22 protein-coding genes and 2 pseudogenes are annotated in these 24,922 nt (G+C 62.7%); 12 read left to right on the plus strand and 12 right to left on the minus strand.

What is annotated here, in order from left to right:
• Positions 1-60: 60 nt before the first annotated feature.
• The 3 genes from ASF45_RS04150 (at position 61) to ASF45_RS04160 (ending at position 2,922) form a co-directional block, all read left to right on the plus strand.
• Complete coding sequence (locus ASF45_RS04150; RefSeq protein ID WP_056657229.1) at positions 61-438, plus strand: Mth938-like domain-containing protein; 378 nt, start codon at positions 61-63, stop codon at positions 436-438.
• A gap of 143 nt (positions 439-581) precedes the next feature.
• Positions 582-1,058 carry a peroxiredoxin gene (locus ASF45_RS04155; RefSeq protein WP_056657231.1) on the plus strand — a complete coding sequence of 159 codons (477 nt, stop codon included), beginning with the start codon at positions 582-584 and terminating at the stop codon, positions 1,056-1,058.
• 154 nt (positions 1,059-1,212) lie between these two features.
• A complete protein-coding gene (locus ASF45_RS04160; RefSeq protein WP_056657233.1) occupies positions 1,213-2,922 on the plus strand; it encodes a PhoH family protein in 1,710 nt (569 codons plus the stop codon).
• A gap of 9 nt (positions 2,923-2,931) precedes the next feature.
• Here the strand turns inward: ASF45_RS04160 and ispH are convergent, their stop codons facing one another.
• On the minus strand, positions 2,932-3,876 hold the full coding sequence (ispH, locus tag ASF45_RS04165) for a 4-hydroxy-3-methylbut-2-enyl diphosphate reductase (protein ID WP_056657237.1): 945 nt from the start codon (positions 3,874-3,876) through the stop codon (positions 2,932-2,934).
• Between the two features lies 1 nt (position 3,877).
• Entirely contained in the window at positions 3,878-4,339 is a 462-nt protein-coding gene (locus ASF45_RS04170) for a peptidylprolyl isomerase (protein ID WP_056657240.1), read from the minus strand.
• A 56-nt stretch (positions 4,340-4,395) separates the two neighbouring features.
• Between ASF45_RS04170 and ASF45_RS04175 the strand changes: the two are divergent.
• The 5 genes and pseudogenes from ASF45_RS04175 to ASF45_RS04195 form a co-directional block, all read left to right on the plus strand.
• A pseudogene (locus tag ASF45_RS04175) lies at positions 4,396-4,923 on the plus strand (UPF0758 domain-containing protein); the annotation flags it as partial.
• 86 nt (positions 4,924-5,009) lie between these two features.
• On the plus strand, positions 5,010-5,459 hold the full coding sequence (locus tag ASF45_RS04180) for a hypothetical protein (RefSeq protein WP_056657516.1): 450 nt from the start codon (positions 5,010-5,012) through the stop codon (positions 5,457-5,459).
• A gap of 698 nt (positions 5,460-6,157) precedes the next feature.
• Entirely contained in the window at positions 6,158-6,736 is a 579-nt protein-coding gene (locus ASF45_RS04185; RefSeq protein ID WP_156472824.1) for a hypothetical protein, read from the plus strand.
• A gap of 843 nt (positions 6,737-7,579) precedes the next feature.
• A complete protein-coding gene (locus ASF45_RS04190) occupies positions 7,580-8,059 on the plus strand; it encodes a hypothetical protein (protein ID WP_056657246.1) in 480 nt (159 codons plus the stop codon).
• Between the two features lie 329 nt (positions 8,060-8,388).
• Positions 8,389-8,859 carry a glycoside hydrolase family 19 protein gene (locus ASF45_RS04195; RefSeq protein ID WP_056657252.1) on the plus strand — a complete coding sequence of 157 codons (471 nt, stop codon included), beginning with the start codon at positions 8,389-8,391 and terminating at the stop codon, positions 8,857-8,859.
• Here the strand turns inward: ASF45_RS04195 and ASF45_RS04200 are convergent.
• The 7 genes and pseudogenes from ASF45_RS04200 to ASF45_RS35020 form a co-directional block, all read right to left on the minus strand.
• Entirely contained in the window at positions 8,840-9,373 is a 534-nt protein-coding gene (locus ASF45_RS04200) for an HAD domain-containing protein (RefSeq protein ID WP_056657254.1), read from the minus strand. The genes ASF45_RS04195 and ASF45_RS04200 overlap by 20 nt on opposite strands.
• The gene (locus ASF45_RS04205; protein WP_156472825.1) at positions 9,370-9,735 is read right to left on the minus strand and encodes a hypothetical protein; all 366 of its coding nucleotides are present in this window, start codon (positions 9,733-9,735) and stop codon (positions 9,370-9,372) included. The genes ASF45_RS04200 and ASF45_RS04205 overlap by 4 nt, the downstream gene beginning before the upstream one ends.
• A gap of 36 nt (positions 9,736-9,771) precedes the next feature.
• Positions 9,772-10,716, minus strand: a complete 945-nt coding sequence (locus tag ASF45_RS04210) for a XamI family restriction endonuclease (protein WP_082550787.1) — start codon at positions 10,714-10,716, stop codon at positions 9,772-9,774.
• Positions 10,717-10,728: 12 nt separating this feature from the next.
• On the minus strand, positions 10,729-12,339 hold the full coding sequence (locus tag ASF45_RS04215) for a class I SAM-dependent methyltransferase (RefSeq protein WP_156472826.1): 1,611 nt from the start codon (positions 12,337-12,339) through the stop codon (positions 10,729-10,731).
• A gap of 308 nt (positions 12,340-12,647) precedes the next feature.
• A complete protein-coding gene (locus ASF45_RS04220) occupies positions 12,648-13,670 on the minus strand; it encodes a ParA family protein (RefSeq protein WP_056657264.1) in 1,023 nt (340 codons plus the stop codon).
• Between the two features lie 258 nt (positions 13,671-13,928).
• A pseudogene (locus tag ASF45_RS35955) lies at positions 13,929-14,359 on the minus strand (transposase); the annotation flags it as partial.
• A 216-nt stretch (positions 14,360-14,575) separates the two neighbouring features.
• Positions 14,576-15,856 carry a hypothetical protein gene (locus ASF45_RS35020; protein ID WP_156472828.1) on the minus strand — a complete coding sequence of 427 codons (1,281 nt, stop codon included), beginning with the start codon at positions 15,854-15,856 and terminating at the stop codon, positions 14,576-14,578.
• 1,252 nt (positions 15,857-17,108) lie between these two features.
• Here ASF45_RS35020 and ASF45_RS35025 point away from each other — a divergent pair.
• A complete protein-coding gene (locus ASF45_RS35025; RefSeq protein ID WP_156472829.1) occupies positions 17,109-17,516 on the plus strand; it encodes a hypothetical protein in 408 nt (135 codons plus the stop codon).
• 505 nt (positions 17,517-18,021) lie between these two features.
• Here ASF45_RS35025 and ASF45_RS35030 read toward each other — a convergent pair.
• Positions 18,022-19,368, minus strand: coding sequence for a phospholipase D family protein (locus ASF45_RS35030; protein ID WP_156472830.1), 1,347 nt, complete (start codon positions 19,366-19,368; stop codon positions 18,022-18,024).
• An 86-nt stretch (positions 19,369-19,454) separates the two neighbouring features.
• Positions 19,455-20,852, minus strand: a complete 1,398-nt coding sequence (locus ASF45_RS04235; protein ID WP_200932102.1) for a hypothetical protein — start codon at positions 20,850-20,852, stop codon at positions 19,455-19,457.
• Between the two features lie 355 nt (positions 20,853-21,207).
• Between ASF45_RS04235 and ASF45_RS04240 the strand changes: the two genes are divergently transcribed.
• From ASF45_RS04240 to maoP, 3 genes are all read left to right on the plus strand, one after another.
• The gene (locus tag ASF45_RS04240; RefSeq protein ID WP_056657273.1) at positions 21,208-21,504 is read left to right on the plus strand and encodes a hypothetical protein; all 297 of its coding nucleotides are present in this window, start codon (positions 21,208-21,210) and stop codon (positions 21,502-21,504) included.
• Positions 21,505-21,699: 195 nt separating this feature from the next.
• The gene (locus ASF45_RS04245; protein ID WP_056657274.1) at positions 21,700-22,548 is read left to right on the plus strand and encodes a hypothetical protein; all 849 of its coding nucleotides are present in this window, start codon (positions 21,700-21,702) and stop codon (positions 22,546-22,548) included.
• 473 nt (positions 22,549-23,021) lie between these two features.
• Positions 23,022-24,266, plus strand: coding sequence for a DUF413 domain-containing protein (gene maoP / locus ASF45_RS04250; protein ID WP_156472831.1), 1,245 nt, complete (start codon positions 23,022-23,024; stop codon positions 24,264-24,266).
• A gap of 47 nt (positions 24,267-24,313) precedes the next feature.
• Here maoP and ASF45_RS04255 read toward each other — a convergent pair whose 3' ends face one another.
• Positions 24,314-24,808 carry an NIF family HAD-type phosphatase gene (locus ASF45_RS04255; RefSeq protein WP_156472832.1) on the minus strand — a complete coding sequence of 165 codons (495 nt, stop codon included), beginning with the start codon at positions 24,806-24,808 and terminating at the stop codon, positions 24,314-24,316.
• Positions 24,809-24,922: the final 114 nt, after the last annotated feature.

A 24,922-nucleotide genomic window follows, 5' to 3' on the forward strand; every position in this document is an offset into this window, starting at 1 on the left:
GAAAACCTATAATTTGACCACAGTTCGCGGCAGTTCCCGGCCCGCATACCTCCCCCTCCCATGAAGCTGCAGCCCGACAAATCCAACGTCCAGACCATCACCGCCCTGGGGCCGGGCTGGATCGGCGTGCAGGCCGACCGCATTGCGCACAGCGTGGTGATCGGCTCGCGCGGCCAGCGCGACGCCTGGCCGTGCCAGCGTTTCGAGGACCTCACCGCAGCGCATTTCGCCCAGTTGGCCGAGATCGATTGCGAGGTCGTGATCTTCGGCAGCGGCGAGCGGCTGCGCTTTCCGCAGGCTGCCTGGCTGCGGCCCCTCATCGCCAAGCGCATCGGCGTGGAGACCATGGACACGGCCGCCGCCTGTCGCACCTATAACATCCTGGCCCAGGAAGGCCGCGATGTGGTGGTCGCCTTGCTGCTGGAGCCTGTGGTGTGACGCATGCACACCCGCACCGCGCCCCCTGTAACAAGGGAACGCGAAAAGCATTTTCAGGGTAAAATCAAGGGTTGCCGCGTGGGCCGCGCAGTCCTATACACCCGCGGCTGTCGACCACTTTCCGACTCCCGAGATTCAAACATATGGCGATCGTTGTCAACAAACTCATCCCTGAATTCGAAGCCAACGCCACGGGCGGCGTGAAAGTCTCCAACACCTCCCACTTGGGCCAAGTCCTGGTGCTGTATTTCTATCCCAAGGACAACACGCCCGGTTGTACCACCGAAGCCATGCAGTTCCGGGACAAGTACAAGGACTTCGTGAAGGCCGGTGCCACGGTGTTCGGTGTCTCGCGCGACAACATGAAGTCGCACGACGAATTCAAGGCCAAGCTCGAGCTGCCCTTCGAACTCATCGCCGACACCGAAGAGAAGATGTGCCACATGTTCGGCGTGGTCAAGAACAAGATCATGTACGGCAAGAAGGTCAAGGGCATCGAGCGCAGCACCTTCCTGATCGGCGCCGATGGCACGCTGCAGCAGGAATGGCGCGGCCTCAAGGTCCCTGGCCACGTGGACGAAGTCCTGGCGGCCGTCAAGGAACTCAACACGACCGTCTGAGCACTGCGGTCATCCGCGCGAAGTGCTGCCACGGGGGTCATGCATAATGGTTCCATGCCCCTAGGAGACGCTCCTCGCGCATCCCACCAAAAAGCCGCCCTGGCGACCGGGCGGCTTTTTCGTTTTTGGTCCTTCCCAGGAAACACGACGCCCCATGCCTCTGCCCCCGCCCCCCGCAAAGCGCGCTGCCACCCTGTCTCCTGACGCCTTCGACGCGCCTGCGCGCGCCACATCCAAACCGGCGCGGGTCGCACGCGCGCGCTTCACTGAAGCCGCTTCGGAAGAACCGGCGCACACGCCGCGCGAAGCCCAGGACGAAGCGCCCGTCGCCGCGCTGCGCGACACCGGCGTGGCCGTCGACGTGCCCGTGATGCGCGAGGCGGTGGACGCACCGCCGGCACGCACGCGCCGCCAGGCCGCCACGGATGCCCCCGCCGCGGCACCTGCCCGCAAGCGCAAACCGGCCAAGTCGGCCGGCCCGTCCAAGCTGTTCGTGCTCGACACCAACGTGCTGATGCACGACCCGATGTGCCTGTTCCGCTTCGAAGAGCACGACATCTACCTGCCGATGATCGTGCTGGAAGAGCTCGACGGCCACAAGAAGGGCATGAGCGAAGTGGCGCGCAACGCGCGCCAGACCAGCCGCACGCTGGACGCACTGGCCGGCGCGCCGAATGCCGACATCGCGGTCGGATTGCCGCTGGATGTCACCGGCCACCGCGAAGCCGGCGGCAAGCTGTTCTTCCAGACCCGGGCGTTGGACGACAAGCTGCCGGCCAGCCTGCCCCAGGGCAAGGCCGACAACCAGATCCTGGGCGTGGTCGAAGCCTTGCGCCGCGAGCATGCGCCGCGCGAGGTGGTGCTGGTGTCCAAGGACATCAACATGCGCGTCAAGGCCAGAGCCCTGGGCCTGGCGGCCGAGGACTACCAGAACGACAAGACGCTGGAAGACGGCGAGTTCCTCTACTCCGGCGCGCTGGCGCTGCCGCCCGACTTCTGGGCCAAGCACGGCAAGACGGTGGAGAGCTGGCAGCAGGGCCAGCACACCTTCTACCGCATCGCCGGCCCCGTCGTGCCCAGCCTGCACATCAACCAGTTCGTCTACTTCGAGGCCCCCGGCGAGCCCAGCCTGTATGCGCGTGTGACCGAGATCCGCGCCAAGACGGCCGTGCTCAAGACACTGCGCGACTTCAACCACCTGAAGAACGCCGTCTGGGGCGTGACCACGCGCAACCGCGAGCAGAACTTCGCGATGAACCTGCTGCTCGACCCCGAGGTCGACTTCGTCACGCTGACCGGCAATGCCGGCACCGGCAAGACGCTGATGGCGCTGGCTTCGGGCCTCACGCAGGTGCTGGACGACCGCCGCTACACCGAGATCATCATGACGCGCGCCACCGTCAGCGTGGGCGAGGACATCGGCTTTTTGCCCGGCACCGAGGAAGAGAAGATGGGCCCCTGGATGGGCGCCCTGGACGACAACCTCGAGGTGCTGGCCAAGACCGAGACCAGCGCCGGCGAATGGGGCCGCGCGGCCACCAACGAGCTGATCCGCTCGCGCATCAAGATCAAGAGCATGAACTTCATGCGCGGCCGCACCTTCCTGAACAAGTACGTGATCATCGACGAGGCACAGAACCTGACGCCCAAGCAGATGAAGACGCTGATCACGCGCGCCGGCCCGGGCACCAAGATCGTCTGCATGGGCAACCTGCAGCAGATCGACACGCCCTACCTGACCGAAGGCTCCTCGGGCCTGACGTTCGCGGTCGACAAGTTCAAGGGCTGGCCGCACGGCGGCCACATCACGCTGGCGCGTGGCGAGCGTTCGCGGCTCGCGGACTTCGCCAGCGAAGTGCTGTAGAGACCGGGCTCAAGCCTCGAGCTTGAGGCCCTTCGGCAGCGGGAACTTCAAGGTTTCCTGCACGCCGTCCATCTTGCGGACCGCCTGTGCGCCCAGCGCGCGCAGGCGTTCGATCACCTGCTGCACCAGCACGTCGGGGGCGGACGCGCCGGCCGTGAGGCCGACGCGCGGCCGGCCTTCGAACCATTCGGCGCGCAGCTCGTCGGCGCTGTCGACCATGTAGCTTTCGGTGCCGAGCTTCTTGGCGAGCTCCCGCAGCCGGTTGCTGTTCGAGCTCGTGGGGCTGCCCACCACGATCAGGATGTCGACCTGCGGGCTCAGCACCTTGACGGCGTCCTGCCGGTTCTGCGTGGCGTAGCAGATGTCCTGCTGCTTGGGCTCGCGCACGTTCGGAAACCGTGCCTTGACCGCGGCGGCGATCTCCGCCGCGTCGTCCACCGACAGCGTGGTCTGCGTGACCACGGCCAGCCGTTCGGTCTGGCCCGGTTGCACGCGGGCCACGTCGGCCACGTCCTCGACCAGGTGGATGCCGCTGTCGAGCTGGCCCATCGTGCCCTCGACCTCGGGATGCCCCTTGTGGCCGATCATGATGAACTCGAAGCCTTCCTTGTGGAGCTTGGCCACCTCCACATGGACCTTGGTCACCAGCGGACAGGTCGCGTCGAAGACATGGAACCCGCGCCGCGCGGCCTCGCGCTGCACTTCCTTGCTGACACCGTGGGCAGAGAACACCAGCGTAGCGCCGGGCGGCACATCGTCCAGCTCCTCGATGAAGATCGCGCCGCGCGACTTGAGGTCGTTGACCACGTAGGTGTTGTGCACGATCTCGTGGCGCACGTAGATCGGCGCGCCGAACTTGGCCAGCGCACGCTCGACGATCTCGATGGCGCGGTCCACGCCAGCGCAGAAGCCGCGCGGCTCCGCCAACACGATGTCGTTGACCTTGCCTGTCATCTCACAGCACCCCGATCAGCTGGACCTCGAAGGTCACGGGTTGGCCGGCCAGCGGGTGGTTGAAGTCGAACTGCACGGCCGTGTCCTTGAGCGCGATGACCGCGCCCGCATAGCTGCCCGTGCCGTCCGGCGTGGGGAACTGCACCACGTCGCCCACGCTGTACTTCTCGTCCGGGTCGCCCAGCTTGGCCAGCAGGCCGCGCGCGACCCACTGCTGCATCTCGGGGTTGCGCTCGCCGAAGGCGCTGCCTGCCGGCAGCTCGAACTGCGTATGCGTGCCCTCGGCCAGGCCCAGCAGACGCTCTTCGACCGCGGGCGACAGCTCGCCCGCGCCCAGCGACAGCGTGGCTGGCTTGCCGCCGAAGGTGTTGATGATGTCGCCGCCCGGACCGGCCAGCCGGTAGTGCAGGGTCAGGAAGGAGCCGGGATGCACCACGGGCGCGGCGGCAGAGTCTGGGGTCATGGGGAGCCTCGATAAACTGGCGCCATTGTAAAAACCCGGCCCGCCGGGTCCCCGCCATGGCGCTGAAAGACCTTCCCATTGATGCCCAGCCGCGTGAAAAGCTGCTGGCACGCGGGCCGCAGGCGCTGGCCGACGCCGAGTTGCTGGCCCTGCTGCTGCGCACCGGCATCCAGGGCAAGAGCGTGTTGCGCATGGCCGACGAGCTGCTCGCACCGCCGCCGCTGGGCTTCGGCGGCGTGGCCGGGCTGCTGAACGCCACGGCGGCCGACCTCGCCCGCATCAAGGGCCTGGGGCCGGCCAAGCGCGCCGAACTCGTGGCCGTGCTCGAACTGGCCCGCCGCGCGTTGGCCGAGCAGTTGCGGGAACGACCGCTGTTCAGCGCACCGCAGCAGGTCAAGAACTACCTGCAGCTGCAGTTGGCCAGCCGCCCACACGAGGTGTTCGCCGTGCTGTTCCTGGACAGCCAGCACCGCCTCATCGCGCTCGAGGAGCTGTTCCGCGGATCGTTGTCACAGATCAGAGAAGTCTATCAGCGGAACAGCTTTCAGCCCGGGTCAGCGTTGCTTCGAGCGAAACAAGTCCACTGAACTCAGGCGTTTGAGGCCACGACGACCGACGAAAATGACAGCCGTGCTGAGCACGCTTTTTAATGCTGACCCAGGGACTGGCAATGGCTTTCACAGACGACAACGGCGGGTTCGCGTTCTCTTGCGACGATGCAAAGCTTTCGATAGCCGCGAGCACTTGGAACACGCGGCTGTCTCAACTTGCTCGAGTGCAGGGCCCTCTGCGGGTCATGACTCGCCTCTTACCGAACCTCGACTACATCGGTCGAATCGTGAGCAAGCGGCCTCACAACATCTACATCCTGGCGAGCACTGAAGCTGAAGTGGATGCTCGCAGTTTGAAGGCCCAGTTCCCCTCCATCCGCATCGCGCTGCACCCGAACCTCAACGCGAAGGCTGTCCTCGTCGGCCCCGACACCGTGTGGATCAGCAGCGCCGACTTCGGTGAGTCGAAGAAGATCGAGTCCGCTGTTGGGCTTCATTCAGAGACCGTCTTCAACAAGGCACTTAGCTCTCTTTTCAACCCTGCCTGGGCAACCGCTCGCGAGATTTAGTCCCCTGTCCTAACCAGGGCGGAGGCGATCCACACCCCCAGGTCGCTACCCTCCGCGCCTCCGCACCCCCACCCCAGCCCCGCGCCTACGCGTCGCCTCGTTGGGCGCCGCAACACCGATTCGGACATGCCGAAAAGGGGCCGCAGGCGGCTGCTACTGGGAGTGTGGTCCACGCCGCTACAGGCCAAGTCGATCCATCCGATCCCAGGGCAAGACCGCGCACATTACGCGCGGATCACTATCGGCCGGAGCGTGCTGCCGGAGGGGGCATCGGTAGGCTGCGCAAGCACGAAAGTACGCGATGGAGCGCCGCATCGCGAACAGTACGAAAGCCTCCCAAGGGCGTCAGGATCGCAGTCTCGAGCTGCGGTGGCAGGCGAAATCGAGCGATGCACGCGACCGCAGTTCGCGCATTTCACGTCCAGTCCAACCGGTAGCAGGTGAGCAGGAAGAAAGTCCACCGGCACATGGTAGTTGATGCCAGCATTGACTCAGCCGATGACCATCCTTCAGCCCCCATCACCGATCCGGACATGCCATAACCGGGCCGCAGGCAGGGGTGCTCAATGCCTCCAGGGCTGGGCCAGCCGTGGTCGATTTCGGGGTCCGCGCGCTGCTATGGCATATCAAGCGGAAGGGTCCGAAGGGACGCTATGCAGGCCCTGGCCAGGCCGTCATCTAGCCTGGATACTCAGCTGATGACCGCACCCAACACGACCTCGCCGGCGGGTCAAATGAAAGACCGGAAAGATGATGAAGTTGAGCTGATCGACGTCACCGTGACGCGTATCGCAGGCTTCTACCCCATCGCCATCGGCGAAGATCAGTACGGCCGGAACGTGCAATTGTCGATGCCCGTTGGGGAGGTGAAGAAGCTGCGACTAGGCGAACGGTTTCGGTGCCGAGTGCAGAGCCTGAGCCTAACCGCGAAGATCGAAAGCCGCCTTCCGGCTGCCGATGAAGAGCTTCCGCGCGAAGCTATGGAGGACGTTATGGATGAGCGCGTGACATTGAAACATGCGGCCGAGTTGCTGCACGTCCCGGCGGCGTACGCACAGAAGCTCGCTATTCAGGGGAAGCTTGGCGTGCCCTCAGGGCCTGCCGGCTATGCGCAGACTTTCTCTAGCGAAAGCGTCAACCGTGCGCGAGTTGCGTTGAAAGCAAGTCAGCGCGCGGGCCTGGAAAAGATGGTTGATGCATCAGTGAAGGCAGGCCTATACGACGACGAGCTACGAGACCTGCCGACGAGAAAAGCGCAACAGCCTTCCCGGGATTGATCCGAACCAGGGGCAGACCGCGTCGGAGACCCTTTCTGATTTCCCCAGGGAAATTTGCATCAGCAGGCGCAGAGCTGCGAAGCGGAACGACTGCCACCGGGTGGCAGTCGTTCCGCGCGCGCGGCGACGAGCGATTGAGCCTCCACACCAGCACCAAGCACAGCGCCTCCCTATCGCAGCGCCAAGCACCGCGCTGAGCAGCCCCCAATATGGCCATGCCGGGCCCGCGAGGCACCTCCCCGGGGGTTGGGCACTGCGCTGCGCCTGCGGGGCTTGTGGCTCCTCCCCGGCCCATCCAGCGCGGAGCCGGAGGGGTGCCTATGGCTTGTCCGATTTCCAGGGGTGTGGAGCCGCGCAGGAGGGGCGGTGAGGCTCGGGGGAAGGTGGACCTTCAAGATCGGGGGAAGGTGGGCCTGAAGTCGGCGACGCGGGGGAGGCTGAGCAGGTTCGAGGGTGCTGCAGAGGCGTAGGGTGTTCACGCTCGCCGACGTTAGAGAAGAGTCATGCGGCTACCGGCGCTTCGCCGACTTCACTGTGATGCCCATGGCGGCCAGGTCGGCGAGCTTGCCTTTGAGCTTCTCGTCTGCGGCGAGCTGGTCGATGTCGCCGTCGAGCTGAACGCCCGGGCCTCTGGCTTTTGCTACACGCCACCTGGCTTTTGCTACACGTGGAAGTCTTGCCGCAGCACGGCTACTCAGCACGGCAAGTCCAAGCCGCTGGTGCGTAACTCAGCGAAAGGTGCTCGGGATCGGGCGAGATTCGCCAAAGCGTCCATGCGCTGCGCCGGGCGCTATATGGAGTGTGAGCAGCACTCGCTGCAAACACAAACCAAGGACACACCAAATGGAATTCATCAGGAACATCCAGAACCGCCTGCGTATCTGCTTCGGCAACCCTTCTCCTGCAGAATTGGCAACGATGTCGATGCCAACTGAAGACGAGATTCGGCAAGCAGAGTGCCTCGCCAGCCATCAACCGAGCCTGCGCGTCTACAAAGACACCGAATCGAGCTGGCGGATTAGCCACATATTCCCCGACGTGCGCGCCGTAGCGCATGCCGAGGGCATGGAAATGACTCCGTACGCGCTGTGGTATGTACGAGTTATGGAAATCTGGGGCGCACGCCAGGAGGATGTTGAGCAGCAAGCCATCCGAGAGATGTCGTATGTATCCGAAGCACAGCTCGAGCTGGATCAAACCCGCCATGAAATGATCGAGTTGCTTGTTGGAAAACGAGCACGCTTCGCCCGGTCGGTCGCCGGGAACTACCGCGCGAACGTGCCGGCATACCGTAAACGTTACCCCGAGCAAGCTATCGCCTGAGGACAATGCAAAGCCCACTCAGAAGCCCCAGCATATCTCGCTGGGGCTTTTCTTCGTCCGCCGGCCGAGGCGGTAAGAGAAAGTCTTGCTTCGCGGCAAGACTCTCATGCGCCTGGCGTTTGCCGGGATGATGTGCGGGTGAACCCTTGCCGCGAGGAAAGATTTTTCCGCGACGGGCTATACCGGGGATGCAACTTACTATCTCCAAGCTAGCCGCAGCCACGGGCTGCCCGGCGCTCCGCGCAGCATCATGGGCCGATCATATCAACGATGCTCTGAAGTGATGGGGCATTGATACTTCGCGGCGTGCGGCGTACTTCCAAGCCCAAGTGTCTGTCGAATCCGCCGCGCTTTCGCGGCTTGAAGAGAACCTCAGCTATTCAGCGGAGCGGCTGCTGCAGGTCTGGCCATCTCGGTTCAAGACGCTTAGCGCAGCCGAGCCGTACGCCCGGAACCCCGAGGAGCTCGCCAAGGCCGTGTACGGCGGCAGGATTGGCAACTCAGCTGCCGGCGACGGCTGGCGGTACCGCGGGCGAGCCCTGAAGCAGTTGACTGGCCGAAGCAACTACCTAGCGTACGCCGAGGCGGCCAAGGGGGATGTCGTGCGGTGGCCCGAACTGCTGGTGAAGCCGGCGTACGCGGCGGATTCTGCCGGGTGGTTTTGGCACTCGCGCGGATGCAACGCGAGGGCTGATGACGGCGATGTGCGAGGGCTGACGAAGAGGGTGAACGGCGGGGAGACCGGGCCGCGTGAGCGAGCGGCCCTCACGGCGCAGGCAGTCAGGGCGCTGGCGGGATGAAAGTCTTGCCGCAAGGCAAGACCTTTAAGGCGGCGCGAATGGCGGGCAGGTGACCAGCGTGGAGTCCGGTGCCGGGACGGCAGAGTACGAGTCGTCCGTCGAGGTCATGCCGAGAGCCGCGCAGCCCGGTGCCAGAGTCAGTGTCGTCGAGTATCAAGTACGGCTCGCCGTGATGATGCGCCGCAAGCCAGGTGTCGATGGCTGCAAGACGTGTCCCGGCTGCGGCCCTGGGAGCGCTCCAGGTGGCGTGCAGCGCACCGCCGAGAGCCGGGTAGCCTGCGCCTTCAAACATCCGCTGGAAGCCGGCACGGTCGAGGAAGCGCACCCAGTTGCTCGTGATGACGAGCAAGGCGCCGTCACCAACGAGGTCAGCGAGCACCTCTGCGGCAGGCTTGTGCAGCAGCTGTTGCGCCGTCTTGGGCGTGATCGACGCAGCCTGGTGTTTGTCGAAGTCGACCGTCCGCTGCAGGACAAGGACGTCGTCGATATCAGTGAAAATGATGCTGCGGATCACCGCCTCATGTCTTCCACGCTTACCGGCCCGATGCCGAGCGGAGGCCTCAAGATGCCAGCCAGCTCAGTCAACTGCCGAGTCTTCAAGCGACGCCGCGCAGCATCGACGACCGTCTCAATCGGCCCTCCCGGGACAGGCGGGTCGCTGGCCGCTCTCCAGCGGGTGACCTCAAAATCTACCTCGAACTGCTCCATCACTAGCTCGTAGATGTAAAGGCTGAGTTTGGTATCACCGACCAGCGCCCTCGCCATGTCAGACCTTGACACGTACGCACGCCGGGCCAGCGTTCCGGCGTCCCAGCGGGATCGCCGCAGTGCCGCCCGCAGCTGCTTCGCAAGGTACCTGTTACGTGTGTTCGTCATGGCTCCATCGTATTCCGCACGGGCGCCTCGTGCTACCTACCTAGCCGCTGCGAGGAACTCGGCCAAGGCTTCCATCTTGTGCCACCAAAAGACATACACGTTCTGCACTTGAGCAGCCGCCACGTTCTCCGCCTTGAACACGCCGCGGATGGCTGCAGCGGCGACAACGCTCGAATGCCCAAACTCGCGGTGCCAGTCGCCTGCGTCCACAACGACCTCTTTGTTCAACCTTTTGAAGCCGTTGACGGCGCTGTTCGATGCCTTGCACTCTAGAGCCAAGAGGCGTCCATCGAACAGGCGCACCACATAGTCAGCGTTGTGACCGCCAAGCGCGGTCTGCCGCATGTACGTGCCGGTCTCTGGGAAGTGCGAGATGCGCTTGATACCGGTTAGTAACTTCGGCACCTGGGTGTAGCCCGCTGCGTTCAGAATCTCAGCAACCTTGCCCTCAAGAGCTTTACTCTCCTCGCCCCGTCGTCCGGCCTGCACAGCGCTCACCGCGGTGATAAGGGCCGTCGCCAACTGTGCGGAGTCGAGCTCCTCCGGGGTCGGCGTCCGGTCAGCTGCTATCCAAGGGAATCGCTTGGGATCGAGGCTGGAGGCCAACAGCTGCCCAAGCTTGTCGGCCAGCTCCTGACTTCGCTTCAACGCGGTCATGCTGAGCGAGGCGTCCAGCAACGTATCCAGGTCGTCTTCGCTGATAGGCACGGCAGCCAGACTGCGCAGTGCAGAGAACTGCGCCTTGTTTCCGACCATCGAGGAGACGGCCTCCCGGTTCACAGGAGGCGTCAGCACCTCGCTGAGCTTCGAAACGACAACGTCAGCTGCGGCCTTCGCTACTGGGAACTGCGCCAAGTAGTCGCGCAGCGGTTCATCGAGCCTGCGTGAGCGGAATTCACCTCGAGCGGCAGCTGCGTCTTCTTTGATTTGCTCGGCGGCCCATACTGTCGGCATAACTGCTTCGTTGTCGTTTGCAGGCATATCTTCTTGTTGTCAGAGGGCAAGCTCGCCGGGCACAAGAATGCGCATCGCCTCCCCCGGTTCGAATTTAGTAAGGCCACCCGCATACACCCGCCCATCGCTCTGCTGAACGTTCTCATTGAGCCATGCCACCACACGGCTCAGCTGCGACTCGTTAAAGTCGCGAAGCGGGTAGAGGCCATGCGCGACGTTGATAAGCTGCGCGCCGGCCTGGTTGAGGGCGAAAGCTGGCGGCCTCCGCCCCATGTAAGTCATCACGATTGGTGCAGCGGCCTTGGCGCTCAGTGACCACCACGGGTTGCGGTGCTTGGCAATGTAAGTCTCGTGCGCGCCCAAGCTTCGAGCCCAAGCAAGGAATCTCTCGACAGCGGTGCGCTCAGCTCTGCCAAGCTCTTGCAGGTTGCGCGGCAAGCACACCAGTCGTCGCAGCTCCTTGGCGTTTTCGATCACGCCGGCCTTTGCTTGGGTGATGTCTGTCGAATCGGTGATCGCTGGCACAAGAAAGCGACTCGGCAGGTCTGGTGCACCGGGACTCGCCACCCACACCCGGTTCAGTCCAGTGACCGTGCCACGCGACACCTTGAACATCTCGCCTAGCTCGATGTAGCCCTCGGGCTTTTCGGCGCGACCGCCCTTAACCAAGAATGACCACCTGGGCTCGGCCTTTGCTGCTTCCACCGTTACGGGCTTGCCCGCTGTGAGCTTGCGCAGCTGAGCTTCGCTGCCCACCTCGGCGAAGCGGAGCGCGGTGCGATCTGAGGCGTGGGAGAAGCCCGTGATTGCGGCGGAGACCATGGCGTCGCCAAACACCTGAACCTCGGGGTCGACGACGAAGATGTCCTTGCCACCAAGTCCATTCGTGAGCAGCTGACGCAGCGCTTGGCCGTACTTGACGTCGAGCCACTCGGCTGCGGTCACGAAGCACCCCAGGTCTCCGGGGCGGCCGAGTTCCAACGTCTTCAAGAAGAAGTGCAGATGCAGGCCGGCCAACTGGCTACCTTCATAGCCGAAATGCCTCAGCGTCTTCGTGTACCAAGCCTTCCAGTCAGCGCCGATGTCGTGGTGCCGGACGTAAGGCGGGTTTCCGAGGAACAGCGTCGTACCCTTGATCGGCGCGAGTTCGAGGTCACGGAAGTCGGCGACCCGCACCTCAGCGCGGAGCGAGAAACCGGCAGCAGCCAGGTTTGCTCGGAGGATAAGGGCCACCACGGGGTCCATTTCCGCCGCGATGGCCTCAGCCTTCGGGAAGGCACGGAGAGCTGCGAGCGTGAAGCGCCCGGAGCCAGCACCAGGGTCCACCAGTCGAGCAACGGATCGCCGTTGCCGGCGCACCCACGCCATCATTCCCTCTACCACGAAGTCGGGCGTAAATGTCTGCCCGCGACCTCGGCGAGCCTCAGGGCTGTTGATGACGCAGTAGGCGTCTCCAAGGGGGTCCAGGCCGGCCTGGATGGCTTGCGTCACAGCGGCAAGCAAAGCCTTGTCATTGGTCGGATTCACCCCTTTCAAGACCGCCTGCTCGAGCTTGGAAACCGAGTTCGGAGGCACGTACGCCGCAACGGCGCTCAGAACCGCCGACATCGAGTCAAGGCGGCGCGCGAGGGGCGGGTGGAGTGCGGTCACAGAGGGTCGTTTTCGTCGGGGCTGGAGTACCACTGTAGTTTATTCCAGCCTTTGCGGAAACGGCCTAGTAGGAGCGGCAGTTTAGTTCTGCTGTCATGCGCTCCTCAGAGCACTGCGGAGGGTACGGGCGCAGTTGCTCACGACATCTCAAGAGCTACGCCGTGCCCAATGAACCGCCACCTCGCAATACCGGTACTTCGAGCGCTTCCGTCGCGTCCGCGCCGCGCCGCGCTCCGTGAGGTCAGTCGGACCAACACCAGCAGCACGCCCCGCACCAATCCCCTTTACGCAGAGCGGCGCCCGTCGATCTACAGCTTCGCAACCAACCTCGCCATTGCATTGCGGGCGTTCTCGAGATACTCGAGTTTGATGTCAATGCGCTGCCCGTTGACGCTCTGGCGACCAGTGCCGAGCCGAGAGAACGGCAGGCCTTTGGCGAAGGCGACGACGCCAGTAGTCTGGAAGTCGCGAACTTCAACAAATCCGTCTTGGGGCATGGCGAAGTTGAAGATGTGCGGATGGCTAAGCAGCAGCTGCGTCACGTCGTGGTCGATGGCGCCCAACACTGCGCTGTAGGCGGAAGCAGCGCCCATGTACTGCGTCAGCCTATTCTTCGCAATGAGGTGCACCTTTGGCAGCGTCCGACCCGCGTTGGTTAGCTTCGTGCCGAAGGCGTAGGCGGCGTAAATAGCGCTTGGAAGCTGTAGGCCATAAACGAGTGAGAAGGCGTTCTGGAGCGCGCGACGCGATGAGTCGTCGGCCATGACAGGCAGAACCAGCAGCGAAGACGCTGCCAGGGCGATCTGCGTGTACATCGAGAAGCTGGGGTTGCAGTCGATGAAGACAGTGTCGTAGTTGTTCTGGACTACCCCAAGGAAATCGTTCAGCCAGTCGACAACCTTTATCCACGCGTCGGTGCCAGGAATCTGGTTATTGGCGAGCGTGTTTACGGCGTTGGATTGAAGCTCGAGCAGGGGATCACCGCACATCAAGTGGATGTTGGGCGGCATGCTGTGGTTCACCGTGATCGGATGGGTCAGGTAGTCCGACGGATTGATCTGCGGCATGGAGTACGGCGAGGGCAGTCGTGCTTGGAAATAGCCGCCCACGGTGCGACGCGGGGCGATTTGTTGCTGCTGCAGCAAGCGGGTGCTGCCGTTGTTGTTCAAGCCTCCCAACATGAGCTCAGACAGATTGGCCTGCGGGCACATATCTACCACCAAGATGCGCTTGGTGGGGTGCAGCTCGGCATAGCCGGAGATGGCTTGAAAGGCGAGGCTCGTTTTGCCCGTACCGCCCTTGTTGTTCCAGAAAGCGTAGCGAATGTCCATGGTGAACCCCTCTTCTTTGGTTACTGAAGCCATGTTACCGAAGTTAGACTGGCTTTACAAGCCAGATTTTATGACTTTAGGCGGCTTTTGACGCCGACCAATCGTACAAGTCGCTTTGTTCAGAGCCCAGGCTGCCGCACGTAGTACGAACCTATCAAAAGGGGCCCCAACCACCGCCAAACGCTGCACCGCCACCCGCTTTGGGTTGAACCAGATCAGCTCAGCAGTTCCTGCAGCCCTGCACATTCGGCGGTGCCCTCAGGCGCCTAGTTGACCGACACGGCCTCGGGGCCCTGCCTGAATCATGCGGATGTCCGGCGCTGGTTCGGGGCTCTCCACACGCGGCATTGGCAAGAACACGGCTGCCCGGGTTGCAGGCTGTAGCCGCTCCAGAACGTCCTTGAGATAGGCGTACGGATCGTGGCCGTTGATCTTGGCCGAGTGCACCAGCCCATGACCGTTGCGGCCCGCTGACCCGCGCGTAGGCTGCCGGCGAACAACCAGTTCGATCTGCCAAGTGCAATTGGCCTGATCTGGTTTTCGACCCAGTTGTTGGAGATGGGCACGTCGCCATCGTCGATCTAGCGCGTCAGCGCCTTCCACCGCTTCAAGCTGTAGTCGATGGCCTTGGCGGTGGCCGAACCGTCCGGCACGAGTTGGCGCTGTGCCAGCAGCCACTTGTGCAGCGCTGAGGCCAACGGGAGCGTCAGCCGACAAGTAGCTGCTGCGTGGCATCGCCGGGCCTATCGCGGCACGGGTACCGGGAGCGGCGTCAATGTGGGGCCGCCAGACGCCCACGATGCACCAAATTGATTGCGGCCTCTGGCTTGACTTCGGCCTGAGCAAGGCGGCTACAGCAATTTGGCGGGTGGCTCAAATCGGCGTCGGCACCCAGCACCAGAACCCTAAAAGGCGGTGGAAGCGCCCGAGCTTCCCGGACGTCCGGGCTGGCCATTGATACCCGCGTGGCCAGCCTCTCCGTTGCGCCCCGCTGCGGAGCAGCGGCCTCCTGACTGCCCTTCGGGACCTCCGGCACCTGCAGCTCCGCCGCGCCCCCCCGCACCTGGCGCCCCACCTGAGCCGCCCTTCCCGATTACTACAACGTCAGCGCGCGCCCCTCTGCTCATCGACGCCACATCGACCTTGGCTGCATTTCCGCCTGAGCCGCCATTACCTCCGACGCCGCCATTTCCTCCGTTTCCACCTTTGCTGCCGTAGCCTGGCCCAGCGGAGCAGTCAAGAAAGCCGCTTCTTGAGGGTTCCCCCTGACCGCCACTACCTCCTGGCCCTCCGTCGCCTCCGCTCCCGCCTGCGCCTCCGGATTGCCCGCTGTTATCGATCATGAGCTTCGCGTTGATTGCGCCATTCACCACAATGCTTACCGGATTCGCGTCAGCCCCGTTTGTCCCGTCCCTGCCATTTACACCAGGAAACCCGCTGCCCCCGGCCTGCATGTATCCACCGTTGAGCCCAGGGGGACCAGGGTTTCCCGATTCACCCGCAACAGCAGAGCCATCAAAGGACACTATGAGCAAATCCTCATCGATGGATTCGGCACGGAGAGTCAGTTTGTAGCCATTAGTCACAATCTTCGATGCTCGCTGGACGCTCCAATCAACTGGGGCATCGTCTCTAAGCCTCAAAACCTGAACTTTCGGAGCCACGCTAACGACTGGCGCGCTGACCGATGGCATCGGAGAAGGCGCGACCGTGCCGACCGGCGTCGCGGGCCCCGCTGTTACCTCAAAGGTTGCACGATCCTCGTGCACTTTCCCTCTGTTTTTCTTGTCCTTCAACTTGACGATCAGTTCGTACTTCCCAGGTGCCAGCTTGCCCAAGACAACTATCGCGTTGTCCGGCCCGAGCCCTCTTTTCAGCTCCGTGACACCTCGAATGTCCTTCAGCCACCAGGTGTAGTGGAGGTCCTCCTCATCACCGTCATCTGAGTAAGGAACCCTGGCGTCGGCGTACTCTCCGGCCGCGAAGACATAGCTCCCTAAGCGGATGGCCGCGACCGGCGGCTGATTGGCAAACAACTTGTAGGCTGTCTCAGACATCGCGAACACAGCGGCGATGACGGAAGCCAGCAGGAGCAACACGGAACTGAAGTGCTCTTGGAGCCATGACTTCGGCGGTCCTGCGCTCTTGTCAGAGGTCACATGCACATTGAAGTTTCTATCCGCCATCAGAAAACTCCTTGTCGTGGGCCGCCAACCGCCGCTCGACGCTACATCCTGAAGAGGCACCACCGCAACTTCACGGATCGCTATTTCATCAAATTGGATGACGGTGGTCGCAGTGTCGATCTACGAGTCGGAGACACGAACCAGTGCCTCTGCAAGCGCAAAGTTAACAGGGAGATTTTCGAAAGGTGGTGCGCGACGTCGCAAGCATGGGGAAGCCGGGCTATACCGCGTGCAAGCATGTGCTTGCGACCGAGGAACAACGATGACTAAGAGCTTGCTACCGCCGTTTCCCCCGCACGCCGCGCGAATACTGAGCGACGACCTCGAGAAACTAGTGGCCGCTAGGCCTGCACGATCTAGCTCGACTACGCAGGGTTGGGTTCGCAGGCTTGCGCTTGCGCAATGCGGCCGGCTGGTACGACGTGAAGACAACACAGGAACGCCGGCATAAGTAGGCATCTCTCCACGAAGCCCGCCACGGCGGGCTTCCTCAAATCTTGCGGCGAGGTCGAGCGGTGGTTCCAGTATGGGATGGAAAACTTCGTCAAGCCCCACACCGAAGCCCAGGCCAGCGAGCCTGGGCGCGGGCAGCTTGCTGCCCGCCCTGGTTGGCGCTGGCAACAGGTCGCTTCGCAGGCAGTCCCCCCTCCGCAGTTGCTCAACCAAAGGAACCAAGGCTCGCGGATAAGTCTTTGATTTCTTCCCGGGAAGATTTGTTTTCACGATGGAGCATATCAATGCTTCCATCTCCATCTCTATGCTTGCCGAACTGCTACCAAAGCCCCTCCGCAAGCCCCATCCGCGTCCGGTCTGGCTTGCAGATCAGGTCGCAATTAACGAGCTGTTTTGTCGCGCCGGCCATGGGGATGTCTCCGGGACTGTGAGACCTCGAGCCCCTTCTCAGGGCTATGCGCAGGTCCCTTCCGTAGCGGCTCTAGGAGACTCTTTGTAGCAGCCTCCGAAGCATCTTCAGGATATCCGTAGGCACCAAATCGCCTCCGGTGCAAGCCCAGTCACCGTCCCACAAGCCCCAAAAAAACAGTTGCCCATCACCCCCGTCAACGCATCCCTGCCGCGCTTACGATGATGGAAGTCCCTCCGACTCGTCCGACGAACGACGGGAGGCGGTTCTGGAGTCAAGGTTTTGCGGCGTTCTGTGCTTCCAGAACGCCGCCCTTCTTGCGCCTGGTTTTGGCAGGGCTCATTGCTGAGGTTTTGCGCTATACAAAGTATGAACATACCGCACTCGCCCATGCTAACGCTCATCGAAAGCGTTGATGTCTTCGCAGCCAAAGCATCCACTGCTGCAGGCGTGCGCGAACTCATCGAACAAGCCGCCTCCGCCGGCTACCGGGTGCGTGAGACGTTTGGCTGGCGTGCCGGCTCCCGCAACGTCGTGGGTCGCCTGAGCATTAAATCGCGGCGCGGCTTGATCCTTTTCTCCCTGGACTTCGACACCGGCTCCGGCCGCACTTCGACCACCCGCTTCCGCGTGACCAGCCGTGGCGGCCAGGCACACGTCGCCGTTCTACAGTTCGTCCGCGCCGACGCCGCCCAGTCCGGCATCCGCACACCGCACACCGCACACCGCACACCGCACACCGCACAAGCGTACCCCGCACTTCGACGACATCCGTCTACGGCTGCGCGCCGGCGCTGAGCTCCGCATCCGCCAGCGCACCAACTCCTTCGTCGTCACCGCATAACCGTGTCTCCACGTCAGGACCGCTGGCGCGACCTTCAGTTTCCGTCGTGCCGGCGCCCGCCTCCTCCAGGAAATTGGTCAAGAACACGCCTAATGCGGAATGGTTTGAATTTCGCACTTTTACCCGAAGATCGCCTCGCACCTGGGCAGATGTATCTCCGTACGGCCCTCACGCCATTGGTCTCGCGCGCTTCGCCTTGGGCGGATGGGGCGACCACGGCCACCAGCAGCTCGGCCGGATACTGCCGCACGACGACCATAGACCGTTCGGGCGGCGCACCGGTGCGTCAGGTTGATTGCGGCTTCTGGCTTGACTTCGCTGAACAAGGCGGGAAACAGCAATCTTGGTAGGTGACTCAAATCGGCGGCGGCGCCAACACCATGTGTCACAGCGCACGAGCGCCAGAGCCCCCCATACACAGACCAATTGCACAAAGTCGGCATGGTCCGGTCCTCAAACTCAGACGCTTCGAACCGAATAACCTAAGGCTCGAAGTCCTTTCAGCGTGCGGTCGTTTCGTGGTGGGAAATCATCCGGCCTTGCCCAGCCGACAATTTCTCCAAGCGTGCTGAACTGGACCCACGGTAGTCGCCATTGGTCGGTACGGGCAGCCGCCCAAATTCGTTCCTCCACGGAACCCTGCCCCCAGACCACGTGCTCGAGCATCTCAAGGGCGGTCTTGCCCTGCGGACTTCGAGCGTCCCACAGCTGCTCAGCATGGAGGCGAATCTTGGTATCGGTGTCTTGCTGGATAGATGGAAGCCCAAGTTCGGAGTTTGGGCGCTTGCGCCCGTAGTCGATGACCGCGTGGACCATGGACATCGCGTGGCAGAATTCCTCCTTACTCAGGGCTCGAATTCGGGCTCGAGACAGCATGTCCTTCAACTGAGGCGCCCAGTCAAGCAGAGACCGACGTTCCTGCTTGTTGTCGAACTCGGCACGACGCCACCAAGCCAGCGCTCTATCCAGCGCCGCCGCTGGATTCAGCCGATGTTCGGCATGCGCAGCATCGACGAGGTGCCCCCCCTTGTGCCCACCCACGAACTGGTAGTAATAGGCATGAACGAACTGGTCGGCTTGGGCGCCGGCGGGTGTGCCTTTGGGTATCCAGTCGGGGCGGTTTTCATCCCGAACCACCTTGTCGCTGATGTCTCTAAGCACCTGAAGAGACTCCCGCCAACGCCGGCGAAACTCTGCAAACGCACGATCCCGCGCTCTGGCTTTGTCGACGCTTACCAGGCCTGAACCTTCGGGAAAGTGACGTATCACCCTACGTTTAAAGTCGAGCTCTGCTCGGTCGAGGGAAACTCGCTGGCGCTGAAGACTGAGCAGATGCTGGTAGAACTGATCGTCAATCGCTTCAGCCCTTGCGTCGGTCACTTCGAAGAAAGTACGCAGCTCCTCCAGCATTGGGCCGCCAGCTAGCTCCTCCTCGGTCACAAATGTCCCGGCCTCAATGTTAGAAACCCATGCGCGGTTGGTGAGGTTGGCCGATCCGATGTACACCCCAACACCGAGCCACCAAATAACCTTCGCATGAAGAACGTCCGGCACCACTCGACAGGTGAAGTTCGGGTTGCGTTGGTCAAGGAACCACTTCACGACAGCCGGAGCCACAGGAACAGATTCGTCGTAGCGACCGTAGTACGTTAAAGGCTTTGAGTGCCGCTTGCACACCTCAAAAAGCTCCAGGTTGTCCGCACCTGCGTAGGCGACCGCCGCTATGACCTCTGTGCACTCGGGAGTGTGGCGAACTGCTAGGTTCTGCAGCCAGCGCTTGTTCACGGCTCCGGCGATCAACTCCATTTTGACTTCTCGCTTTTAAGGCCGCACATCGACATGTCAAGGACGCGGGTGGGGGATGCCATGGCTATGTTGCACTGCATCTCGGGTCATTCGAGCTCGATCTGAGGGCCGTAGGTTACCGCGTCGATGAGCTTCATCGCCTTCCGGGCCGGAGACTGCGCCGGAACCAAATCACCATCGCGATGAATCTGCACGAGCATGTCACGGTCCTCCAGATCAGTTGCAACTTGAGCCAGCAGTCTGGTCCAGTACCGTCTCGCTTCCAGATTGACCATGACGTTGACGGCCGCGAAAGCCTGTGCCGCGACCAGCTCGCCATCAGAAACGCGGCGGAGAAAAGGTTCTGCCTCCTGAGCGGCTTCGCGGTTCGTCCCACGATTGCGTTCGATGGCCGCAGCGAGCGCAGCTCTTCCGCGCTCCGCCGCCACGAACGCTTCGCGCGCAAACAGCGCAAGGGGGGCCGGCGGCGCAAGAAGACGTCGATCACGCAAAGACTCAACGGCCGCCAGGGTGGGCGCCTCCTGTTGCCGCAGATGGCCGCCACGTCCCGCAGCAAAGGCCCGGCGAAGCTGGGCAAGAAGCTGCCCTGGGTCGTCCACCATCGAAACCAAGAACCAGAACGGGCGCGTCGTCCGCGGTGAAGATAATGCGGTCACGATAAATGGCCAAGCTTCGTGGGCGGTGAGCCTCTCGCGGTTCAACGCCTGGGCAAGCTGCGCCGGGCCCAGGCTCCACATGTCCAGGAGAAAGCTTTCAGGCGGTACGTCCAGATGACCATCGTCCAGACGGCCATTTGCCGCGCCCACGTAAGCCTCGAACTGCCCCAGCATGTCGCCAAATGCCCGCCGAAGGTGGTGTTGCGCAATCGGCAGAGCATTGGGGTCCTGGGGGCGCACGGCAACGGCTAACCCCTGGCCAGCGGCGTTCAGCCGATGGAACCTAACTGGGGCTGCTTGCTGGAGCGTCTGTAGGAGCAAATTAATGTCTTCGGAGGTCGGGGCGACTACTGAGCGGTCGAAGGCGTCCAGCCACTCAGGAGCGACGTCCGGCACTTCAGGAAGCACCAAGAACAGCGAGCGAAGTGCGGCGCTGCGCTCGCCTAGGGTTTCGGACTCACGGAAACGTCTTGCAAGCTCGTCAACGATCATGTCGCGATCCACGTTGGTCTCTGGCGGCCGTGGCAGCTGCTCAAGGTACGGTCGAATGCGGCTCGACTTTGCCAAAAGGGTGTAGAAGTCCAGTACCTTCTGCGACTGCAGCAGGGCGACCGACCGGGACGGGCCGTATCCCGCGTGTAGGCCGGCCGCGCGTTCTCCAATGATGAGAACGAAGCCTTCAGTCGCTTGATACAACGCGCGGCGATGCGCGGCTCCATCTACTACCCCGACCGTGAGGAACGAGGCCCTCGGGGGAGGAGCATGCAGGAGAGCTCGTACCTCTCGGAGCACCTCTCGGGCGCTCTTGAACTGGTTGGGTCCGGACATGAGGGCCTCCTCCCCCAACACGTGCACCAGAATTGCAGACAGCACCTGCTCAACAGCGGCCCCAATCAGGCCTGCGGGCGCCGCGAACTGCGCAGCTGCAACTCGGAGCTCATGACGGGCGGGCATCCCGAGGCCAACGAACGCTAGGTTAAACGCCTCTTGGCTAGCTTCAATTAGCCGAACACTGCTGGTCCGAAGGTACTGCGGCATCGTGCGTGCGCGGAGGGGAAAGGGAGAGCATCGTAAGCGCAGGCGGCGCCACTATTGCATCCCGGCTTCGCCAGCGCTCACCAGCTATCGACCTGCCCGGCAAGGTCCAACCGGCGCGACAGTCGAGCGTAAGGTCGACCTTGCCGTGAAGCCGCGCGAGCCGGGCGCCGCCGCCATAGAACTCTCCCTGGTCCGGCTCAAAGACGACACCCACCGCGTCATCGACTTCACTGAAAACGCCGAGGTCGGCGGCATTGACCCCTCCCCCGACCCTCTCGAGCCCACCTTCATCTCCGCTCCGCCCGACGCTGAGCAGCCGGCCTGTACATCGCCCCCTCCCGCCGACGGCCTGTTCCTCGACCGCCTCAGCGTCGGCGCCGAGCTGGGCCGCGGCCACGCCGGCGAAGCCGAACTGCGCCTACGCGTCGTCATGACCTTGTGACCCTCGACACACATCTCTGAAAGAACAGCGCCTGAATCCAGGCAGTTTTCGCAATGTGGCTCATGCGGTTCATCACGAGGCGAAAACCCTATACGGAGGTGGAAGGTTTGAGGAGCTGTGCCAGGCGCTTCAGAAGCACCTTTCCCGGCGGAGCAGCCGGCAACACCACACCTTCAACCTCAGGAGAACCACTCGATGTCTATGCAATTCGCCAAACTCGCCACAACGCGCTACTCTGACGCGGCCGCGCGCATCATCCGCACCGCGGGTATCCAAGGTCCGCAGGCTTACGACTACTTGTTCAGCAGTTCGCAAGTGAACTACCTTGGGTTGTACCCCATCAACACGGCATTGGCGGCTATCGAAACGTGCATGACTGAGGCTGAGTTCATCGGCTACATCGAGAAGTTCGAGACTGCTGGCTTCGTGAAGTTCGACCGGCAGAACTGGCTTATCTGGGTCATCAAAGGCGCGGAGCGGAGCATCGGCGAGCTGAAGCAGACAGAAGGGAAGAAGGCCGACAACAGGGTCGTTATGGCCAACAAAGCATTCAAGCTCGTGCCGGCGGTGTCTCCACTAAAAGCTGAGTTCCACGCTCGCTACGCTCAGATGCTGAAGCTCGAGGGCGCACCCGTTGCCGCCCCGGTGAAAGCCCCTATGCCCACCATTGCGCTGACTCCTGCCCCAGCTCCCGCCAGCGCGCCGCCGCCGGCCCCCGCACCGGTGACGGCCGCGCGTGCACCTACTGCCGCCGATGAGGCAGACGTTCGCGAGGACGACCTGGACCCCGTTATGGTGTCCCGATGGGGCTACAACGACCTTTTGAAAATGCTTATGAATTTGCGCGGCCTCGAGCGTGACGAGTGCCCCGCACACACCGATGCTCAGTTCAAGGCTCGCGCAGCGCGGCTGCTTGACGACTTCGGAACAAAGGGCGCGACTGAATGTCTCGACTGGTCGATGCGCAACCGAGACCTCGCCCTGGATGCAACGATGGCGCGGGCGTACCCGGAAGAGTTCTCCGTCGAGACAGCTGACATCTGAGCCCGTTCCGCGCCCCGCCCAGCGCGGGGCTACTCAGGGGATGAAGATCACAACGCAGATCGACGTCCCTGGCCCCGTCGATCTGACGCAAAAAAGCCCAGAAGAACCTCGTCTACAGCGCCGCCCAGGGCATCAACCGCACTGCAGAGAGGTTCCAGCATGCTCAGCGCCAGGCGCTTGCTAAGACTTCACCCTGCGCAAGCAGCGTGAGCGTCTGGCTGTCCCATCTTGACGGCGATCACCTCGCCGAGCGCTATGGCCTGCAGCCCACTGGCGTAGTGTGAACTTGACCACGCAAAGGCCCGCAATGCCCGTGATATGGTCACTAGCAGCAACAAGGAACACGGCTTTAGCCGCCGATACCGTCAGTGAGCGCACCCACCTCAGAATTGACGAACGCCGTGGTGGCCCGACTGCATCACAGGCCCGTAAGCGGAGCGCAAGCCCGCGCGGCCGCTCAAGGGTTGGCGGCCATGCAGGGCGAGCTCCGGCAGGCGCTGGCCAAGCTGAGCACCAAGGACTTGGTGGCTTGGTCGGGTTTTGTGCTTCGGGAGACCGGAAGTGCCGCGTCCCGCCGGGTCGCGAACGTAGGAGCGTTGCTGCTCGATGTGGGTAGCGGCGCATCCAGTGTTGCGACAGACCTTGCTCGTGTGGCGCGCAGGGACGGTGCGGCTAAAGCGGTAGGCCATGCTCGAACGCTTGCAGGCGCCGGTGCCGCCAAGGCTGGTGCAAAGCTCAAAAGTGCCTCTGGGGTTGCTCGTGAGCTTGCTCGAGACCTCCGCACCAATCCTGGCCAGGCAATTCCGCAGCTGATGACCACTGTTCTGGTTGCGCTCATCGTCTCTGGCGGGCCTGACGGCGATGGCGGGGCGCCCGACCTCGACTTGATGGTGGGCATCGGCGCTCACCGCTCCTGGCTCTCACATTCGATTCTGGCGGGCGCCGCCCTGGAGGGCATGCTGCGCGCGATGCTAGAGCTTGTCCGCATGGTGCACGACAAACTTCCCGAAGAGCGGGAGCCAGTTTGGGACTTGCTTTATCAGCGCGCGGCGGAGCTGACGGAAGCAGCAAACAGGGGCGTCAGCCTGGGGGTCAGCTACCACTTAGGGGTAGATGGGCTTGTGGAGCCCGCGGCCTATCACGGTCTTCCCTTCGAGATGCCGTTGGTTGGGCATCAAGCCCTGTTCACGGCAAACAGCTTGGCTGAGCTGAACGACGTCAGGAACAAGCCCCAGTTCGCGCCAAAGCGCCCAGGCGCCAAAGATGACCCGACAGACATCGACACAACGACTATGGCGCGTCTTGTCCCAATCGCACCAGCGGCCCCGGTTGCCCTCGAGTGCCCTCCGCCGAGGACTCGCGCTGAAGTGGCAGTTCAAACGCCTGTGCAGCGTCGTTGGCGCGATACAGCAACCACGGAGGCTCTGGCCTCAATGAAGCTGTCGCACAAGGAACACCGGCTACGGCCGTTCACTCTAGTTGACCGGCTGCGCCCTCAGTTCACGTCGGACGAACAGGCCCTGCTACGCCGGTACGGCACTTGGTTGCGCGGCTTGGCGAACGGAGACCTTGAGCCGTTGACTGCTGAGCAGGATTCCTTCGTGAGCGTAGTGGGACGCCGCAGCGCTGCGGACTTCCCCAACAAGCTGTTTGCCCTCTGGGGGCGGTACCAGCGCGCCCATGCCCAGAACGCGCCGCTTGGCTCTCGGCGCCTCTAGCCTCTCCAATCGGTCGCTGAGAACATCAACGGGCATGCATGCGCACGCTACCCAAACCTTTCACCCCTGACGCGACGGCGTAGGTCTTCCAGGACCTCTGGGAAACCGTAGTCGTCGACTAGCAGCGAAGGGTCATAGCTGCTGATCCAGACGTGCCGCTCTTCCTGTCCATCGGCTACGTACTCCTGCATGTCGTCGAGCAGTGTGATGTGGCTTACATCGGCCACGCCAGGCACGAAGAACAAGTCCTTGAACTTGCCGTCCCATTGGATGTACTCGATGTCGGCCAACCAGGCCGGCGCGCTGCCTTCTGCCGCGAGCAACTGGACGATTTTGCGCGCCACTTCTTCCCGCACAGTGGTCATCAGCACGATGCGACTAAAGAGCCTCGAGCACTCGGTCAGAAAATCGTGCAAGCCGGGGCGAGGAATCTGCGACACAGCCGACGAAATCAGTGTTCCTTCGAGGTCGAGTACGAGGATACGAGATGTAGCGGCCATGCTGCCAAGTCTACAATGTGCGCAGATGTTGGCAGATTGCACGTTTTTATTATACGTTGCCAACAGAAGCCGCCGCGCGGCGGTTCGACGCGAAGCGGCGCGAGGCTTGACCAGGATGGGAAATAGATATGTTCAATATGACCCGAAAAGGTGCGC

Origin of the sequence: Pseudorhodoferax sp. Leaf265 (genome assembly GCF_001422365.1) — a bacterium.
Lineage (GTDB): Bacteria > Pseudomonadota > Gammaproteobacteria > Burkholderiales > Burkholderiaceae_C > Pseudorhodoferax.

Coding starts and splice junctions, on each gene's coding strand:
- ASF45_RS04170 (WP_056657240.1), bottom strand. CDS start 4,339: ATGACCCCAGACTCTGCCGCCGCGCCCGTGGTGCATCCCGGCTCCTTC.
- maoP (WP_156472831.1), top strand. CDS start 23,022: ATGCAGGGCGAGCTCCGGCAGGCGCTGGCCAAGCTGAGCACCAAGGAC.
- ASF45_RS04150 (WP_056657229.1), top strand. CDS start 61: ATGAAGCTGCAGCCCGACAAATCCAACGTCCAGACCATCACCGCCCTG.
- ASF45_RS04210 (WP_082550787.1), bottom strand. CDS start 10,716: ATGCCTGCAAACGACAACGAAGCAGTTATGCCGACAGTATGGGCCGCC.
- ASF45_RS04190 (WP_056657246.1), top strand. CDS start 7,580: ATGGAATTCATCAGGAACATCCAGAACCGCCTGCGTATCTGCTTCGGC.
- ispH (WP_056657237.1), bottom strand. CDS start 3,876: ATGACAGGCAAGGTCAACGACATCGTGTTGGCGGAGCCGCGCGGCTTC.
- ASF45_RS04185 (WP_156472824.1), top strand. CDS start 6,158: ATGACCGCACCCAACACGACCTCGCCGGCGGGTCAAATGAAAGACCGG.
- ASF45_RS04220 (WP_056657264.1), bottom strand. CDS start 13,670: ATGGACATTCGCTACGCTTTCTGGAACAACAAGGGCGGTACGGGCAAA.
- ASF45_RS04245 (WP_056657274.1), top strand. CDS start 21,700: ATGTCTATGCAATTCGCCAAACTCGCCACAACGCGCTACTCTGACGCG.
- ASF45_RS04180 (WP_056657516.1), top strand. CDS start 5,010: ATGGCTTTCACAGACGACAACGGCGGGTTCGCGTTCTCTTGCGACGAT.
- ASF45_RS04235 (WP_200932102.1), bottom strand. CDS start 20,852: ATGTCCGGACCCAACCAGTTCAAGAGCGCCCGAGAGGTGCTCCGAGAG.
- ASF45_RS04155 (WP_056657231.1), top strand. CDS start 582: ATGGCGATCGTTGTCAACAAACTCATCCCTGAATTCGAAGCCAACGCC.
- ASF45_RS35030 (WP_156472830.1), bottom strand. CDS start 19,368: ATGGAGTTGATCGCCGGAGCCGTGAACAAGCGCTGGCTGCAGAACCTA.
- ASF45_RS04205 (WP_156472825.1), bottom strand. CDS start 9,735: ATGACGAACACACGTAACAGGTACCTTGCGAAGCAGCTGCGGGCGGCA.
- ASF45_RS04160 (WP_056657233.1), top strand. CDS start 1,213: ATGCCTCTGCCCCCGCCCCCCGCAAAGCGCGCTGCCACCCTGTCTCCT.
- ASF45_RS35025 (WP_156472829.1), top strand. CDS start 17,109: ATGCTAACGCTCATCGAAAGCGTTGATGTCTTCGCAGCCAAAGCATCC.
- ASF45_RS35020 (WP_156472828.1), bottom strand. CDS start 15,856: ATGGCGGATAGAAACTTCAATGTGCATGTGACCTCTGACAAGAGCGCA.